General features: G+C 55.7%; 14 protein-coding genes. 4 read left to right on the forward strand and 10 right to left on the reverse strand.

Translation table 11 applies throughout. The features are described 5' to 3' along the window. Positions 1-112: 112 nt before the first annotated feature. Positions 113-1,708 carry an ABC transporter substrate-binding protein gene (locus CNE01S_RS04705; protein WP_061273888.1) on the reverse strand — a complete coding sequence of 532 codons (1,596 nt, stop codon included), beginning with the start codon at positions 1,706-1,708 and terminating at the stop codon, positions 113-115. A gap of 119 nt (positions 1,709-1,827) precedes the next feature. On the opposite strand from CNE01S_RS04705, the gene pepT reads away from it, so the two are divergent. Continuing rightward, positions 1,828-3,057 carry a peptidase T gene (gene pepT / locus CNE01S_RS04710; RefSeq protein WP_061273890.1) on the forward strand — a complete coding sequence of 410 codons (1,230 nt, stop codon included), beginning with the start codon at positions 1,828-1,830 and terminating at the stop codon, positions 3,055-3,057. A 107-nt stretch (positions 3,058-3,164) separates the two neighbouring features. Here the strand turns inward: pepT and tehB are convergent, their stop codons facing one another. Together tehB and tehA are read right to left on the reverse strand one after the other, a co-directional pair. Further along, complete coding sequence (gene tehB / locus CNE01S_RS04715; RefSeq protein WP_061273892.1) at positions 3,165-3,758, reverse strand: tellurite resistance methyltransferase TehB; 594 nt, start codon at positions 3,756-3,758, stop codon at positions 3,165-3,167. Next, on the reverse strand, positions 3,755-4,747 hold the full coding sequence (tehA, locus tag CNE01S_RS04720; RefSeq protein ID WP_061273894.1) for a dicarboxylate transporter/tellurite-resistance protein TehA: 993 nt from the start codon (positions 4,745-4,747) through the stop codon (positions 3,755-3,757). Before tehA ends, tehB begins: the two co-directional genes overlap by 4 nt. 113 nt (positions 4,748-4,860) lie before the next feature. Between tehA and ydcK the strand changes: the two genes are divergently transcribed. Further along, a complete protein-coding gene (gene ydcK / locus CNE01S_RS04725) occupies positions 4,861-5,787 on the forward strand; it encodes a YdcK family protein (protein WP_061274070.1) in 927 nt (308 codons plus the stop codon). Here ydcK and rimL read toward each other — a convergent pair. The 4 genes from rimL to CNE01S_RS04745 form a co-directional block, all read right to left on the reverse strand. Next, positions 5,784-6,338, reverse strand: coding sequence for a 50S ribosomal protein L7/L12-serine acetyltransferase (gene rimL, locus CNE01S_RS04730; protein WP_245874263.1), 555 nt, complete (start codon positions 6,336-6,338; stop codon positions 5,784-5,786). The two genes, ydcK and rimL, sit on opposite strands and share 4 nt — an antisense overlap. A 194-nt stretch (positions 6,339-6,532) precedes the next feature. Next, complete coding sequence (locus CNE01S_RS04735; protein WP_061273898.1) at positions 6,533-8,188, reverse strand: glucan biosynthesis protein D; 1,656 nt, start codon at positions 8,186-8,188, stop codon at positions 6,533-6,535. A gap of 254 nt (positions 8,189-8,442) precedes the next feature. Continuing rightward, positions 8,443-9,219 (reverse strand): transporter substrate-binding domain-containing protein, encoded by a 777-nt coding sequence (locus CNE01S_RS04740; protein WP_061273900.1) that lies wholly within the window; start codon positions 9,217-9,219, stop codon positions 8,443-8,445. A gap of 12 nt (positions 9,220-9,231) precedes the next feature. Beyond that, positions 9,232-10,401, reverse strand: coding sequence for a pyridoxal phosphate-dependent aminotransferase (locus CNE01S_RS04745; protein ID WP_061273902.1), 1,170 nt, complete (start codon positions 10,399-10,401; stop codon positions 9,232-9,234). Positions 10,402-10,519: 118 nt separating this feature from the next. Between CNE01S_RS04745 and CNE01S_RS04750 the strand changes: the two genes are divergently transcribed. After that, complete coding sequence (locus CNE01S_RS04750; RefSeq protein ID WP_061273904.1) at positions 10,520-11,371, forward strand: LysR family transcriptional regulator; 852 nt, start codon at positions 10,520-10,522, stop codon at positions 11,369-11,371. Here the strand turns inward: CNE01S_RS04750 and CNE01S_RS04755 are convergent. Further along, the gene (locus CNE01S_RS04755) at positions 11,358-12,860 is read right to left on the reverse strand and encodes a carboxylesterase/lipase family protein (RefSeq protein ID WP_061273906.1); all 1,503 of its coding nucleotides are present in this window, start codon (positions 12,858-12,860) and stop codon (positions 11,358-11,360) included. The genes CNE01S_RS04750 and CNE01S_RS04755 overlap by 14 nt on opposite strands. Before the next feature lie 41 nt (positions 12,861-12,901). Beyond that, positions 12,902-14,245 carry a 2-oxoadipate dioxygenase/decarboxylase HglS gene (gene hglS / locus CNE01S_RS04760; RefSeq protein WP_061273908.1) on the reverse strand — a complete coding sequence of 448 codons (1,344 nt, stop codon included), beginning with the start codon at positions 14,243-14,245 and terminating at the stop codon, positions 12,902-12,904. A 378-nt stretch (positions 14,246-14,623) separates the two neighbouring features. Here hglS and CNE01S_RS04765 point away from each other — a divergent pair, with 378 nt between their 5' ends. Further along, a complete protein-coding gene (locus tag CNE01S_RS04765) occupies positions 14,624-15,547 on the forward strand; it encodes a LysR substrate-binding domain-containing protein (RefSeq protein ID WP_061273910.1) in 924 nt (307 codons plus the stop codon). Between the two features lie 28 nt (positions 15,548-15,575). On the opposite strand, the gene smrA is transcribed toward CNE01S_RS04765, so the two are convergent. Continuing rightward, the gene (gene smrA / locus CNE01S_RS04770; RefSeq protein WP_061273912.1) at positions 15,576-16,139 is read right to left on the reverse strand and encodes a DNA endonuclease SmrA; all 564 of its coding nucleotides are present in this window, start codon (positions 16,137-16,139) and stop codon (positions 15,576-15,578) included. Positions 16,140-16,343 lie beyond the last annotated feature (204 nt).

Consider the following 16,343-nt stretch of genomic DNA (forward strand, 5'->3'; position numbering starts at 1 on the left):
GGACACGTTCACCGTGCTGGAAACTTGTATGGAAAACAGATTTACGGGTGAACGGAAAATCCCCAAATTTACAGAGAAGGTATGTTCCGGTCACCTGTTCCCCCTGCGCCAGCTACTTCTTCACCTCTACCTGATAAAAAATATGCTTCCCGAACGGGTCAATCTCATACCCGGTCACCTCTTTGCGTACCGGCTCGAAAATCGTGGAGTGGGCTATCATCACCGCCGGCATCTGGTCGTGCATCATCTGCTGCGCTTCTTTATATAGCTCCACGCGCTTATCGTGGTTGCCTTCCGCGCGGGCTTCAAGAATCAGCTTATCAAACGGCTGGTAGCACCATTTGGATGAGTTAGAGCCACCGTTGGCCGAGGTACAAGTAAACAATGGCCCGAAGAAGTTGTCCGGGTCGCCGGTTGCCGTCGTCCAGCCCATCAGCGCCGCCTGGTGCTCACCGCCCTTCACCCGCTTGAGGTATTCGCCCCACTCGTAGGTGACAATTTTCGCCGTGACGCCAACTTTCGCCCAGTCGGCCTGAATCATTTCCGCCATACGCTTAGCATTCGGGTTATAAGGACGCTGCACCGGCATCGCCCACAGGTCGATACTCATGCCGTTGGCAAACCCGGCCTCTTTGAGCAACGCCTTGGCTTTTTCAGGATCGTAATCGTAATCTTTGAGCTTGTCGTCCGCGCTCCACACGCCCGGCGGCAGCAGATTTTTCGCCTCAATGCCCGTGCCGTGGAACACCGCTTCGATAATGGCCGGTTTGTTAATTGCCATAGCCAGCGCCTGGCGCACTTTCACGTTATCCAGCGGCGGTTTCTGGGTGTTAAACGCGAGGAAGCCAGTATTCAGCCCCGCTTTTTGCATCAGGTTGATGTCTTTGTTTTCCTTCATCCGTGGCAGGTCTGCCGGGTTCGGGAACGGCATCACCTGGCACTCATTTTTCTCAAGTTTGGCGTAGCGAATCGACGCATCCGGCGTGATGGAGAAGACCAGGCGGTCAATCTTCGATTTGCCCTGCCAGTAATCAGGGAAAGCGGTATACAGAATGCGGGAATCTTTCTGATACTGCTTCAGCTCAAACGGCCCGGTGCCGATGGGGTCGGAATCAACGCGCTCCGGCGTGCCCGCCTTCATCATGACATCCGCATATTCTGAAGAAAGGATCGAGGCGAAATACCAGCCCAAATCGGCGACAAACGGCGCTTCCGGGTGCGCCAGCGTGAAGCGCACGGTGTGGTCATCTACTTTGTCGATAGCGGTAATCAGTTTGCCGAACTCCAGGCTTTCAAAGTTGGAGTAATTGCCGTTGGAGACGTTGTGGTACGGATGCTTAGGATCTTTCTGGCGCATAAACGAGAAAATCACGTCGTCCGCGTTGAAATCTCTGGTGGGCTTAAAGTACTTGTTACTCTGGAACTTAACGCCTTTGCGCAGATGGAAGGTATAGACTTTGCCGTCTTCGCTGACGTCCCAGCTTTCCGCCAGGCTGGGCTGAAGCTCGGTGGTGCCGACTTTAAAATCCACTAGCCGGTTGTAGACCGGCACCGCGCTGGCATCCACGCTAGTGCCCGAGGTGTAAAGCTGGGGGTTGAAGTTTTCCGGCGAACCTTCGGAACAATAAACCAACGTGCTGGCCGCCACGCTGGTACTGAGGGAAAGCGCCGCTACGGCAAGTGCAAGCGTTGTAATCTTTGTTTTCATCGCTGTCTTCCTGTGGTGTTTGTCCTGACCCTGAATGAATAAAGCTTGTGCAAAGCGTCTTAATAAATAACATTAAATTTACATTGCCAACAAACAACATCGAACAATAAGGAAACACTATGCCTTCGTCGCTCAGCGAGCAGCTGACCCAACGTTTCTTCCGTTATCTGGCGGTGACCAGCCAAAGCGATCCGCGCGTCAGCAGCCTGCCCAGCACCCCCGGACAACATGAAATGGCCCGCATGCTGGCGGAAGAACTGCGTACGCTGGGCCTGGAAAATATTGTGATTGATGAGCACGCCACGGTCACCGCCGTGAAGAAAGGCAACGTGGCTGGCGCGCCGCGCGTGGGCTTTATTACGCATATAGATACCGTCGACGTTGGCCTTTCCCCGGATATTCATCCGCAGATCCTGCGCTTCACCGGCGAAGATTTATGCCTGAACGCCAAAGAGGACATCTGGCTGCGCACAGTGGAACACCCTGAAATCAACGCCTGGCCTGGCGAGGAAATTATCTTCAGCGACGGCACCAGCGTGCTGGGCGCGGATAATAAAGCCGCCGTCACGGTGGTGATGACGCTGCTGGAAAACCTGACCCCACAGCACCAGCACGGCGACATCGTGGTGGCCTTCGTCCCGGATGAAGAAATTGGCCTGTGTGGCGCAAAAGCGCTGGATCTGGCGCGTTTTGACGTGGACTTCGCCTGGACCATCGACTGCTGCGAACTGGGCGAAGTGGTGTATGAAAACTTCAACGCTGCCCACGCGGAGTTGAAGTTCACCGGCGTGACGAGCCATCCGATGTCCTCCAAAGGCGTGCTGGTGAACCCGCTGCTGATGGCGATGGATTACATCAGCCACTTCGACCGCAAGCAGACGCCAGAGCACACCGAAGGCCGTGAAGGCTACGTCTGGTTTAACGGAATTCAGGCTACACAAAGCGAAGCGCTGCTGAAAGCGAATATCCGTGATTTTGACCTGGCAAGCTTTGAGCGCCGCAAACGACAAATTGGCGAAGTGGCGCAGAAGATTGCCGCTCAATATCCGACCGCGCGCGTGGAGTTCAGCCTCAGCGATACCTACAGCAACATCAGTAACGCGATTACCGATGACCGCCGGGCGATTGATTTGATTTTTGCCGCCCTGGATGAACTGGGCATTGAGCCGAAGGTGATTCCAATGCGCGGGGGCACGGATGGTGCGGCGCTTTCGGCTAAAGGGCTGCTAACGCCGAATTTCTTTACCGGCGCGCACAATTTCCATTCGCGATTTGAGTTTTTACCGCTGCGGGCGTTTGAGGCTTCTTACAATGTGGCGCTGAAGCTTTGCCTGCTGGCGGCGAAGTAATTTCCCCTCACCCTAACCCTCTCCCCAATGGGGCGAGGGAATTCATACAGAAAACGCTATATTTCCCCCTCTCCCTTCCAGGGAGAGGCCGGGGTGAGGGTTAACCTTTACTTCTTCCGCGCCAGCATCGTGGCAAAACGCAGCTTAATACGGTTGCCGTTCTCATCGGTCTTATGCAGCTGACCAACGTCCTCGTTGTACTTCACCAGTTCCCACCCTTCGTAGTAGTTCCGCAGTTCCCCCTCTTTAAAGGCGAACGGGAAACCCACCGTGCACGGGAAATCCTCGGTATCCATCGCCGCTACAATCAGGTTGTAGCCACCGGGTTTGGTGCAGCGCTGCATATTGGTGATAAGCCCTGGGATCGTGCTGCGCTCCAGGAACATCATCACCACGGTGGAGAGAATGAAGTCGTACTCGCCGTCAAAGCTCAGTTGGTTAAGATCGACCTGGGCGGTCACGATGTTTTTCAGCCCTTCGGCCTCAATGATTTCGTTCAACCGCGCGATGCTCATCGGGTTTTTATCCCACGCTGTGACGTCGAACCCTTTCTGGTTCAGGTACAGGCTGTTGCGCCCGCCGCCGCAGCCAAGATCCAGCGTTTTGCCCGGCGCAACGTACTTCACGGCGTTCAGCACGTCAGAATGCGTGGCGGTCAGGCCGTATTTTTCACTGTAGTAGCTTTCAGACTTCTCGGTCATAACAGATCCTTTTTTTCAGGCCGTGCGGTACGCAGAATCAATTTTCCCTGCATGAGCAGGACAAAAGTACGAGCCAGCAGCAGGCCAATAATCACATTAGTAAAAATAAAAAGCGGTACGGCAATGAGGTGAAACAGGCCATCTTCGCTGCCCACGCTCAGGTGGAGCGCCGTGGTAGCGAGCGCAGAGATACCGAATGAGAAACTCCAGAAGGAGGCATTGAACGGCTGCGCCAGGTACCAGGGCATTAAGCGCAGCATGAAGATCAACTGCAGCAGGCCGTAGCCGAACAGCATTTTGGCAAAGAAATCCGTCACGCCGCCGTTCACCGCCAGATAAGCACTGCAGGCCACCAACGCGGGTGCAAGCTGAATGCCCAGCGAGGTGCGCACGGGCGTGGGCATCTCTCCGGCGCTGCGCATACGGTGCAAAATCGCCGGTTCCAGGCTGAGCCAGGAAAAAACGCCCGCCCCAAGGAACAAGATCCCCAGGTCGTGATAACCCAACGCACCGCAGGCCATCGCGCTGATAAAATTATTGGCAACGGTAGGCAAATAAAGCCCCGGCGTCGTGGCATCCTGCGGGTGCGTGCCCCGCCACAATCCCGCCGATTGCCAGGCGGCATAACAAAGCTGCACCACGGCTCCAAAACCAAACATCACCACCGCAAGTGGGCGCAGATAAGGCGACACGCCGATGGCTACCAGCATGGTTGTCGCCGGGAACAGGCTGACAAAGCTGCTCATTAAAGGATGATGAATTTCTGCAATCACGCTGTGCGGGTAGCGCATCAGACGCGCCAGAAACGCTATTGCTAGCAGCAGCCAGATGCCTGCCGCAAGCGCCACCAGTGTCTCGCCCACGGCCGACGGCACCGGCCAAATCGTAGCGGCATAGCGCCACGCGAACCCCATGCCGATGGTGCCCAGCACCATGCCAAAGTAGCCTGCGGGAAGATTGATAAAGCTGCCGGCGGTCGGTTTATTCATTTTGTTTATTTTTTAAAATGCATTTTAAATGCATTTTATGCGATTACGCCGCCGAACGCTATGCCGGTGAATTACCTGCTACGTTTATCAGCAGGACACAGCGAGAAACGGCGATGAAAAAATACCGGCTAACGGAAAACTCACGGCTTCATGATTATCCGCACGACGGCGAACAGCGGCAAGTTCGGCTCTGGCAAATTGAGGCGCTTTACGCTTTTGGCAACGTCGAGACCGGGCAATGCGGCGGCTGGATTGAAGAAGAGGCGAACCTGAGTCACGCGGGAACCTGCTGGCTTGAGCCTGACGCCCTGGTCTGGAACGGTGCGCGGGTTGAAGATGACGCGAAAATTCTCGGTGAGTCTGAAATTTGCCATCGTGCAAAAGTGGGAGGCAACGCACAGGTCGAGGATTCCCACATTAGCGGCGAATGCTCTGTCTCCGGCTCGGCCCGCGTGTTGCAGCAGAGCCAGGTGATTGCCGTCCTGGGGTTGACCGAAGATACAGAAATGCGGCTGCAAATCTACGGGAGCGCCACGGTTCTGGCCTCGCGCATCGTTCACCAGGCGCAAATCTACGGCCACGCCCACGTGAACAATGCCTTTGTCGAGCATCGTTCGGCCATTTTCGATAACGCCATTATTGAAGGTAATGCAGAGAACAACGTCTGGATCTGCGACTGTGCGCAGGTGTCCGGTAACGCACGTATTATTGCCGGCAGCGGCGACAGCCAGATCCCCACGATTCGCTACTCTTCGCGGGTTTACGGCAACGCCATTATCGAGGGCGACTGCGTGCTAAAGCATCGGGTTCAGGTATACGGTGATGCGGTACTCATCGGTGGCCCTGTTCTACTGGACAACAACGTGCAGATCTACGGCCAGGCGAAAGTGATGGGTAACGTGCTAATCGAAAACAACGTGCAAATTTATGACGAGGCGGCGGTGGAAGGTGTTGGCGGCGAACCGATCCATCTGCGCGGCATGAAAGATATTAACGGCGTGCAGCGAATCACCCGCACGCCGTTTTACGGGATATTTTAATCGACGATGCGCCCGTAAATATTTTGATCGTGGAACTCGTCGTTCAGGAATTCGGCCTGCTTCAGGCAGCCTTCAAGGGTGAAACCGTTGCGCTGTGCCACCCGGTTGCTGGCCTGGTTAGTGACAATGCATTTGATAACAAACCGGCGCACCGTCCCTTCCCGCGCGTACGTGCTAATCGCGGCTTCGATCACGGCAGAAATTATTCCCTGCCCCTGCATATCTTCGCTTAGCCAGTAGCCGATGTAGGCCGTTTTGTTGGTCGGTTCTATCTGGTTGAAGGAAAAGACGCCCACCAGCTCGCCGCGATAAAAGATCATAAACATCTTCGCGTAGCCCTTATGATGGAGAACATAGTTCCCCTGCAGCGTTTTGCGGGTGTCGTCCTCGGAAACAACATACTGCGGCCAGTTCATGGCTTTTTGCAGCCAGCTTTTGTTGCGCTGCACCAGGGCAAAAACATTCTTAACAAACCGCTCGTTCACCGAATGCAGCTCGATTTCATCATTAACCGCAATCACTTCATCCTGCCAGGCCTGCTGTTGTTCCACTCGTGACTCCCGTTTTTGCTTAGAGGTGACAGCCATCTTATGTCACTTTTTTGGATCAACGCACGAGATTTAAAACAGCGCCAAAAGTGAATATATAGAAATTCATTATGAAAGAGTATTTATGCAATAAGAGAATGAGATGGTGAAACGGGCATAAAAAAGCCCCGCAGCTTTTAGGCGGCGGGGCTGGATGATTAACGCATTTCGCGGTCGTCGACGTATTTACGTTTATCCGGCGGCGGCGGGAAGTACTGGTAGAGCCAGGTTTCACTGATGGCTTTGCCCTGGCAGCGAAGGAACATACGCATCTCGACCGGGTCGGTGGAGTCGTTGGTCGGGTACCAGTCAAACAGAATGCGGTAGCCGTCAAACGGTTCGACATAGAGGATCTCTACCTGCTTCGCTTCGCCGTTGGAGAGCGTAATAACCGGCTCAATGCCCTTCGGCGCGGCGGCTTTCAAATCGCCCCCGATAAAGTCAATGGCAAAGCGGCGGGACCATTTGTCCGGGAAGTGCTCGCCCGGCGCCCAGCCTTCCGGGAAGCTGCCCATACCGGTGCGGGTGGCGTAAACGCGGGCCAGGTCCGTGGTGACCGGCGGGAGGCCGCTCCAGTAGAGACGGTATTTAAACTCGAACTCATCCCCGGCTTTAACCGGTTTTTCCGGCTGCCAGAAGCAGACGATGTTATCGAGCGTTTCGCCGGTGGTCGGGATTTCCATCAGGCCAACGGTGCCTTTGCCCCACTTGTTACGCGGCTCAACCCACAGGCTCGGACGCTTGTTGTACCAGCCCATGATGTCCTGGTAGCTGGCAAAGTCGTGATCCAGCTGCAGCAGGCCAAAACCTTTCGGGTTCTCGTCCATAAAGGCGTTGAACTGCAGCTTTTGCGGGTTATTCAGCGGGCGGCAAATCCACTCGCCGTTACCGCGCCACATGGCCAGGCGGTCGGAGTCGTGAATTTGCGGGTGAATGGTGTCGCAGGTCCGGCGTTCGTTGGTGCCACAGGCGAACATGCTGGTCATCGGCGCGATGCCCAACTGCTTGACGTCTTTACGGGCATAAAGGTGGTTGTCCACCTCCATCACCACTCGCTCGGCTTCGCAGCTGATAATAAATTTGTACGCCCCGGTCACGCTTGGGCTGTCCAGCAGCGCGTAGACCACAAAAGTGGTGTCGGAGGCCTTCGGCGTTTCAAACCAGAACGAGGTGAAGTCCGGGAACTCTTCCGGCGTATCGGTGAAGGTATCTACCGCGAGGCCACGGGCGGAAAGGCCGTACTGATATGTGCTGTCTACGGCACGGAAGTAGCTCGCGCCAAGGAAGGACACGACGTCACGGCGCGCCAGTTCCGGTGCCTTGAAGACTTTCAGGCCGGCAAAGCCGAGGTCCGTCTGGCCTTCGAGCTGTTTGGTGTCTACGCCGGCATTGTTGTAGTTAAACAATTCCGGGCGGAAGTGAATTTCGCGCGCCTGATGGGTGGCGGAATCCAGCGAGAACATTCTGACGCGGCGGCGGAACCCCATGCCGACGTGGAAGAACTGCACGTCAAGCTGGCGGTTTTCGATGTTGTTCCACAGCGAATGATCGGCGTCGTACTGGATGGCGTTATAAGCCTGAGGCGTCAGGTTAGCCAGCGTGTTCGGCAGCGCTCGCGGCGCGCCTCCCCACGGTTTTTTCGACAGGTCGTGTGCCATGCCCTGAAGCACCGCAAAATCAAAGGCGGTGGAGTGCCCGTCCGCAATGCCGGACTCGGCTGCGAAGGCGCTTCGGGAGAACAGCGTGGCAAGGGTTGGCGTGCCGCAGGCAGCGGCGAGAGCCATAGAGGCCTGGATAAAACGTCTGCGATTCATGCCTGAGAAATCGTCCTTATGTGTCGATGTGTTTCGTTCCTCCCAACGGGAAGAACAGCGGCAAGAGACTGCTACCTGTACGACCGCACACTCTAGACAAAATTCACATTGAATCCAATGGGCGGAGAAGGCGTTTGGGGGAGGAACGAAGGTTTTTTTTCAGGAAACCAGATATCACCGAAAAATTCGTCATGACCTGATGAAAAAAGCGCTAAAGGCCCGTCAGACAATATGCCGACGAGCCCTGTTAAGCGTTACTTCACGCTGACGTCGATGCCAGGAAAGAACTTCTGCGCAAGTTTAGTCACGGTGCCGTCAGCTTTCACCTTATCGATGGCCGCATCAAGCTCTTTTTTCGTGACAGTGTCACCTTTACGCAAACCAAAGCCAATCCCGCTGCCAAGGATGGTGTCATCGCTCACCGGTTTGCCGATAAAGCCAAAGCCTTTGCCCTGCGGCGTGCTGAGGAAGCCCGCCTGGCCCGCAGCGGACATCACCAGCGAGGCGTCAATGCGGCCATTCAGCAAGTCAGCCCAGGCCATATTCTGGTCTTTGTAGGAGACAACGTTCACGCCCTGCTTTTCCCAATGCTCTTTGGCATAGGTTTCCTGAATAGAGCCCTGAAGCACGCCGATGGTTTTGCCTTTCAGCCCTTCCGCCGTGGCCTCAAGACCGCTGCCTTCTTTGCCCACCAGCTGAGACGGAATACGGTAAATTGGCTGAGTAAAATCAATGCTTTTACGGCGCTGTTCGGTGATATTCATCGCCGAGTTAATCGCATCAAACTTCTTGGCTACCAGCCCCGGGATCAGCGAATCAAACGACGTTTCAACCCAGGTACATTTGAGGCTGGCCGCCTGGCAAATGGCTTTCCCCAGCTCGACATCAAACCCTTCCAGTTCGCCCGCGCTGTTGCGGCTTTCAAACGGGGGATACTCCGCTTCGAGGCCATAGCGCAGCTCGCCGGCGGCCAGCGCAGAAAACGAAGAACACAGCCCAATCAGCAAACTTAGCGCATAAATTTTTTTCATCATGACCCCTTTTCAGCGTGGCTTAACCCGGCACAGCGCCTCAGCGCCCGCCCGTAATGTGGCTTCATCTTTGGCAAATGAAAGCCGGATAATGTTGTTGTCGGTACCGTCGGTATAAAACGCGGAAAGCGGAATCGTCGCCACACCATAGTCGGTGATCAATCGCTTCACCATTTCGCTGTCGGACTCAGCGCTGAAGTGCCCGAAGCGGGCCAGCAGGAAGAATGATCCGCCGCTCGGCAACAGTTCAAACGGTGATTCGGCCAGCAGAGACTGCATTAAATCACGCTTGCGCTGATAAAACGCCGCCAGTGAAAGATAAGTTTGCGGATCGCTCATATAATCGGCAAACGCATACTGCATCGGCGTGTCGGCGGAGAACATCAGGAACTGGTGCACCTTGCAGATTTCATCCATCAGCGCCGCCGGCGCCAGACAATAGCCGACACGCCAGCCTGTGACATGGAAGGTTTTACCGAAGGACGACACAATCACGCTGCGCTCGGCAAGCTGCGGATGCGTCGCCATGCCGTGGTGCTTTTTGCCGTCAAACACGATGTGTTCGTACACTTCATCAGACAGGATAACGATGTCGGTATTACGAGTCAGCGCCGCCAGCATTTCCAGATCATGGGCGCTGAACACCTGCCCGCTTGGGTTATGCGGCGTATTAACGATAATCATCCGCGTGCGTGGCGTAATAGCCGCCTGCACTTCGTCCCAGTTAACGGTGAAATCCGGCAGGCTGAGCTTGAGTGCCACAGGTTTGGCCCCCTGCAGGCGGACAATCGGTGCGTAGCTGTCGAAAGAAGGCTCGAAATAGATAACTTCATCGCCGGGATGCACCAGCCCGCTGATAGCGGAATAAAGCCCTTCGCTGGCGCTGGCGGTAACCAGCACCTCGTCTGCAGGGTCGTACACGGCGCCGTAAAGGCTCGTCACTTTCTCCGCAATAAGCTGCTTAAGGGATGCCAGACCGGTCATCGGGGCGTACTGGTTATGCCCTTCCTGCATGGCTTTGGTGACGCCGGCAATTAATTTCGGGTCGCACGGAAAGTTGGGCGCGCCCTGAGAAAGATTTATCGCCTGGTGCTGCGCGGAAAGCTGGCCGATCACCGTGAAAATCGTGGTTCCTACGTCCGGTAATTTTGAACGATGTTGTACCGGGGTTTGCATGGCCATAGCCGCTCCTGAACATTATGCGATTTGCATAACTATTCAATCCGGATGCGATTGCCACGACAATCGAATTGTTGTCATAATAGCCATGCAAAAAATGCATAGCTCAGCGGAGAGCGTTATGACCCGGCGTAATTTCCCCCTCAATACCCTCGATGCTTTCCTGGTGACGGCCAGGCACCTGAACCTCACCAGAGCGGCGAAAGAGCTGTGCCTGACTCAGGGCGCCGTCAGCCGTAAAATCGCCGCACTTGAACAGTGGCTGGGGTTCGCGCTTTTTGAACGCCATGCGCGCGGACTACGCCTCACGCCCCAGGGCAGCGCTTTGCTGCCCGATCTCCAGAGCGCCTTCCACACGCTGCTGGACGTGGCCGACCGCGCCTGCCATAAGCCTGAAATTATCCGTCTCAAGGCCCCCACCTGCGCCATGCGCTGGCTGGTGCCGAAACTGATACAGCTTGAGCAGAGTATGCCGGATATTCAGGTCGCGTTGACCACGACCGTGGAGCACGGCGTCAATTTCAAAAACGAGCCGTTTGATGCCGCCATTGTGTTTGGTCAGCAGGCCAAAAGCGGCACGCTGCTGTTTGAAGAAAGGCTGACGCCGGTTATCAGTCAGGCGCTGCTGCCGCCGGAGGCGAGCAACTGGGAGCGGCTAACCTTTTTGCACCCCACTCGCGATCGTACCGACTGGTCATTGTGGCTGTCCGCTAACACGGCTCCGTGGCAGGCCATGACTAAAAATCAGCATTTTGACACGATGGATTTGGCGATCAGCGCCGCCATTCAGGGATTTGGCATTGCGATAGCAGACGAAACGCTGGTGGCCGAGGATCTGCGTACCGGACGGCTGATACGGCCTTTTGCCGGTAGCGTAAAAACCGGCGCTGCTTACCGGCTGGCAGTCAAACCCGGCAGCGAAGGTGCCGCCGGGCTGGAGGCATTTTGCAATGAGTTACTCAGTCCAGGCTGACATGGTGTTTCATCACCCGCTTAAATAACTGCATTCTCAGCCGCATAAAACGATTCTCTACCTTAAACTGCGCCCGCAGATGAACGCCCAGCCGCAGCGTGCGGTCCCGCCCTTTGGTGCTGGCGGGCCAGCTCACTGGCCCAGGTAGCGATTTGCCGTGCGCTCCGGCGCCGCGGGCAAAACTTACCCAGTAGTCGCCGATATGGTCAGCAAACTGCAGATCCCGTTCATTGACATATTCGCTGGCCGGCGGGGAAAGCTGCAGCGTGTTAAAGACATACGCCACTTCGTTGCCGTGCCATGTCCCGTTGGCGTAAGTTTCACGTTCGGCCTCCGCCACGTAGTCAAAATAATAACGCCAGCAGGGCTGGCCTGCTCGCTGCTGCGCCTGCATCACCACAAACCCCAGCGTGGTAAACGCCATATCCCGACAAACCTGACGCCCCAGCGCAGCATCGCCTTTAACGCCAGGATACAGCAGTTTGATAAGCTCCAGGCCAAGACGCTTTTCCCGGCGCAGCAGCTCAACCTGCCCGGCGGGATCTATGCCGAAGTAGCTCAGCACGCTCGCTTCGTCGCTGTTGCTGCCGACCATCAGCGGCATGCGGTGCTGCCGTCCGGCAAAGAAAGTATCCAGCATCGGTTCGGGCAGGACGATATCGCCGCTAACGGGCGTCGGGCCGATGTTTAGCGGCGCCTCCAGAGCCCATAGCTCGCTCGCGGGAAGCGAACGCAGCGCTTCGGCGCTGGCGTTTTGCAGCCCAAAATGTTCAGCCACCGCCACCCCACGCTTCAGCGCTTTACGGCGTTCGACATCAGGCAGTGTGTAGGCGCTTTGTATAATGCCTTTGTGGAACAGGCCGTTGGCTAAAGGCGACGCCAGCAGTGAAAGCACGCTGCGAGCGCCTGCTGACTCACCAAATAGCGTAACGTTGGCCGCATCTCCGCCAAAAGCAGCGATATTATCTTTCACCCATTTCAGCGCGGCTATCTGATCGAGTAAGGCAAAATTATGGATTGGGCCATCCAGGTTTTCTTCATCCAGCGCAGGGTGAGCAAAAAAGCCCAGATGCCCGAGACGATAGTTGACAGTCACCAGCACCACGCCGCGCGAAGCCAGCGCCGCGCCATCGTAAGGCGGCAGCGAACCAGCGCCGATGGTATAACCGCCGCCGTGCAGCCAGACCATCACCGGCAGCAGTTTGTCTGCGCGCCTGGCCGGTGTCCAGATATTGAGGTAGAGGCAGTCTTCTGAGAACTGGCCCGGATCGCCGCCGCCGACGGCTTTACAGTATTCAAGGCTTTGCCAGCAGGCCGGGGCGAAAGTATCGGCGACGCGAATATCTTGCCAGTTTTCTGGTGGCTGAGGCGCTCGCCAGCGCAGGTTTCCAATGGGGGGCATGGCAAAGGGAATACCGCGATACACCGCAATATCCCCCTGGAGGACGCCGCTCAGTTGACCCTGAGCGACGTTAACAACGTGTTCCATCTGCTGTTCCTTGTAACTGACATCCCAGCAGGGTAACGTGTTTACAGTAAACCGCAACGGCGTTTGCTGCGATCCTCCGCCTGTTGATAAAGGCTGAATTCATCGGCCACCGCCGCGCCAAGCGCCGTTTCGAATTCGCTGCGGCTGGAGTGACCGTGCTGCCGTTGCCCACCGTCGCTGCCTAAATTTGACTGGAAAATACCTGCAGCGCTGACCGGCAGGAAGTCTTCATAAACTATCGGCTGCGCGACAAGCCAGCCGCGCTCAATCAGCAACTGCGGGTCGTCGCCCGGTTTGATGGACTGGCGATGCATGTCGCCCACCGGCGTCAGACGGTAGCGAAAATAGGCCAGCCCCTGACGGCGCAGCAGCGCGTCGCTGTCCGGGAAGCGGCTAAAGACTTCCTGCAAATGCTGCTGGTGGCTAAGGTTGTCGGTGCCGTTGCCTGCTTCCAGCAGCAGCTCGTCGTACAGAGCCCGGCCTTTAGGCGTCAGCGCGACGCCACGCTGCTCGATTTCGCCAAAACGTGCGGTGTGCGTACCGTGATGCTCGCCGGCAAACAAAATAGGTTCTTCCAGCGCTTTAAAACTGGTCTGACGCAGCAAGATCGGCCGCTCACGGCGAGGCGGGCCTTCAATAATGGCTTTGGGCGAGATGCCACGCTCCGGCATTAGCGCCTGAACGCGGTCGATATCCAGCGTGCGAGGCGTAAGATGGTTGATGTGGCAGCCACGGAAGCAAACCACGTCAGCAATCAGGCGATGTTCGTCGTGTAGAGCACGGTAAGTCTCAGCGTCCACGGTAGCATGCTGATGCCACCGGAAGGTTTCCAGCGCTTCGGCCACGAACATGTTGGCCTCATCTTCGCTAAAACTGCCCTGCTTATCATGAAGATCCAGCATCTCGCGGCAGCGTGGAGTAAAAATGTCACGTTGAGCCAGAATCGCGGCGGCACGCGCCCTGAGCTCCAGGTTATCAATCAGCTCCAGGCGCAGCAGAGAGGTAAACACGCGGAAGGGGTTGCGGGCCAGCGCCTGGTCATCAATCGGGCGAAAGGCGGTGGAATGCACCGGCACTCCGGCCTGGGACAGGTCATAGTAGCCCACCGGATGCATGCCCATGACTGCAAAAATCCGCTTTAAAACCGCCAGCTCTTCGGCTTTGCCAACGCGAATGGCACCGTGACGTTCCACGCTAAGCCTGGCCAGCTCGTCGGCGTTCTCCAACTGCTGATGCAGTTCAGGATCGTGTTCCAGCACCGCCAGGTTCACATCGGCCACAAGCTCTAATAACGTGCCATAATGCGGAACTTCTTGCTGGTACATCGCCGACATAGCTTGCGAAAATTTGTCCCGAATCTCATCAGCCGTGAGGGTGTTCGCCATGATGTCATGCCTCCAGTGGATAGTGCTGAAAGCGTAGAACCTGGTGGATCACTTATCAGGAAGAATTTCCATTTTGTGATCTGCTTTGCAGCGCCTAAAAAGTAATTTTTTCAGCACATTACATAACACTGCGTTATGAAGAATGGCTATCCCCCGCATTATAAATTAACAAAAAATTAACTAAAACAGGCCGCGTTAAAATCTGCTGAGCGGCGTCACTTTTCAGCAAATTAGCATCACCATTGCCGAAAAATCTTCTCTGATTTAAATCGGTTATGTGCCTGGCCATAGCGAAATGTTAATAATATTTTGCAATCAAGTTATCAAAATTCAACAACAGGGCTTGTCAGCGAAGCCGGACTGTTTTTAACATCGCTTATGGAAAAAAATGGTCTCTTCAGTCAGCGCATTCGCTTGCGCCATTTACATACTTTCGTGGCCGTCGCTCAGCAGGGAACACTGGGTCGCGCGGCTGAAACCCTTAATCTGAGCCAACCGGCGCTCTCCAAAACCCTCAATGAGCTAGAGCAGCTTACCGGCACACGCCTGTTTGAACGCGGGCGGTTAGGCGCCCAGCTGACGCTCACCGGCGAGCAGTTTTTAACCCATGCGGTGAAAGTGCTTGATGCCCTGAATCATGCCGGGCAGTCGTTTGTTCGCCGGGAAGACCAGCCTTCTGATGTGATACGGATTGGCGCCCTGCCTACCGCCGCGCTGGGTATTTTACCGGCGGTGATCGGCGAGTTTCATAAGCAGCAGAGCGATGTCACCCTGCAGGTGGGCACCATGAATAACACCATGCTGCTGGCGGGGCTGAAGTCCGGGGAACTGGATTTAGGGATTGGGCGTATGTCCGATCCTGAGCTGATGACGGGCCTGAACTATGAGCTGCTGTTTCTTGAGTCTCTCAAACTGGTTGTCCGCCCTAATCACCCGTTACTGCATGAAAATATTACCCTTAGCCGGGTGATGGAATGGCCCGCAGTGGTCTCCCCTCAGGGCACGGTGCCGCGCGACAACGCAGAGACATTGCTCGCGTCACAGGGCTGTAAGTTGCCTTCAACCTGCATCGAAACGCTTTCGGCCTCGCTCTCACGCCAGCTGACCGTAGAGTACAACTATGTCTGGTTTGTGCCTTCAGGTGCGGTGAAGGACGATCTGCGCCAGGGCACGCTTACCGCGCTTCCGATCCCGATCCCGGGCGTCGGGGAACCTATCGGTATTCTTACGCGGGTGGACACTCAGCTCTCAACGGCCGCGCGAATTTTGCTGTCTTCAATTCGTAAATCAATGCCGTCCTGAGAGGGGCCGCCATCCTGCGGCCTCACGCTTAACGGCTTCGTTTGGCATGTTTTTCCCACGTATCCAGTTTGGCCTGCTCTGATTTTTTTAAAGCGACATAGCAGGCCCCGCTGCCACCGTGGTGCGGCATAGCCACGCAAAAAGCCTGCACTTCCTCAAACTCAGCCAGCCAGCGCCCAAGGAAACTGCGCACCACGTTGGCATGAGAGTTATATTCTCGCCCTTTGCCGTGCACGATCAGCAGATTGCGCAAACCATCCTGCTTTGCCTGCATAATGTAGGCAAACAGCATCTGCCGGCAGCGCTCAACGGGCTGACGGAGCAGATTCAGGCTTGCCTGCTGGCTGTATTTTCCGAGTCGGAGCTTGTCCAGCACGCCGTTCTGCAGCCCCTCCCGCTTGTACTCCAGCGGCGTGCCGAGGGGAATGATGTCCAGAAAATCGGTGGTGAGAAAGTTGTCGAGCTGGGTGGTGTCTGGCTTTACGGCAATGTTCTCTTTCTGAGGTTTGATCCACAGGCTGTCCGCACAGTTTTTCAGCGGTTTGACATCCTCCATGGCGTCAAGAAACAGCGATTTGTCGTCAAGGTTCACGGTCAATCCTCCTGAGTTAACTGCGGCTACTATAACCTCGCCCCGCCTGAGGCTCAACGAGGCAGCAGTGGGCTTATTTTGGAAATAATAACGAAGTATTTGTGTCATCATTTCTTTAAAAGGAAATTTAATAGTTTGCATTTACGTTAAAGAAAGGTAAATCAAACGGCCGCGTAGGAAATGATTATTCTCTTCACCGGGGAA

It is taken from the genome of Cedecea neteri NBRC 105707 = ATCC 33855 (genome assembly GCF_001571265.1).
Classification (GTDB): Bacteria; Pseudomonadota; Gammaproteobacteria; order Enterobacterales; family Enterobacteriaceae; genus Cedecea; species Cedecea neteri.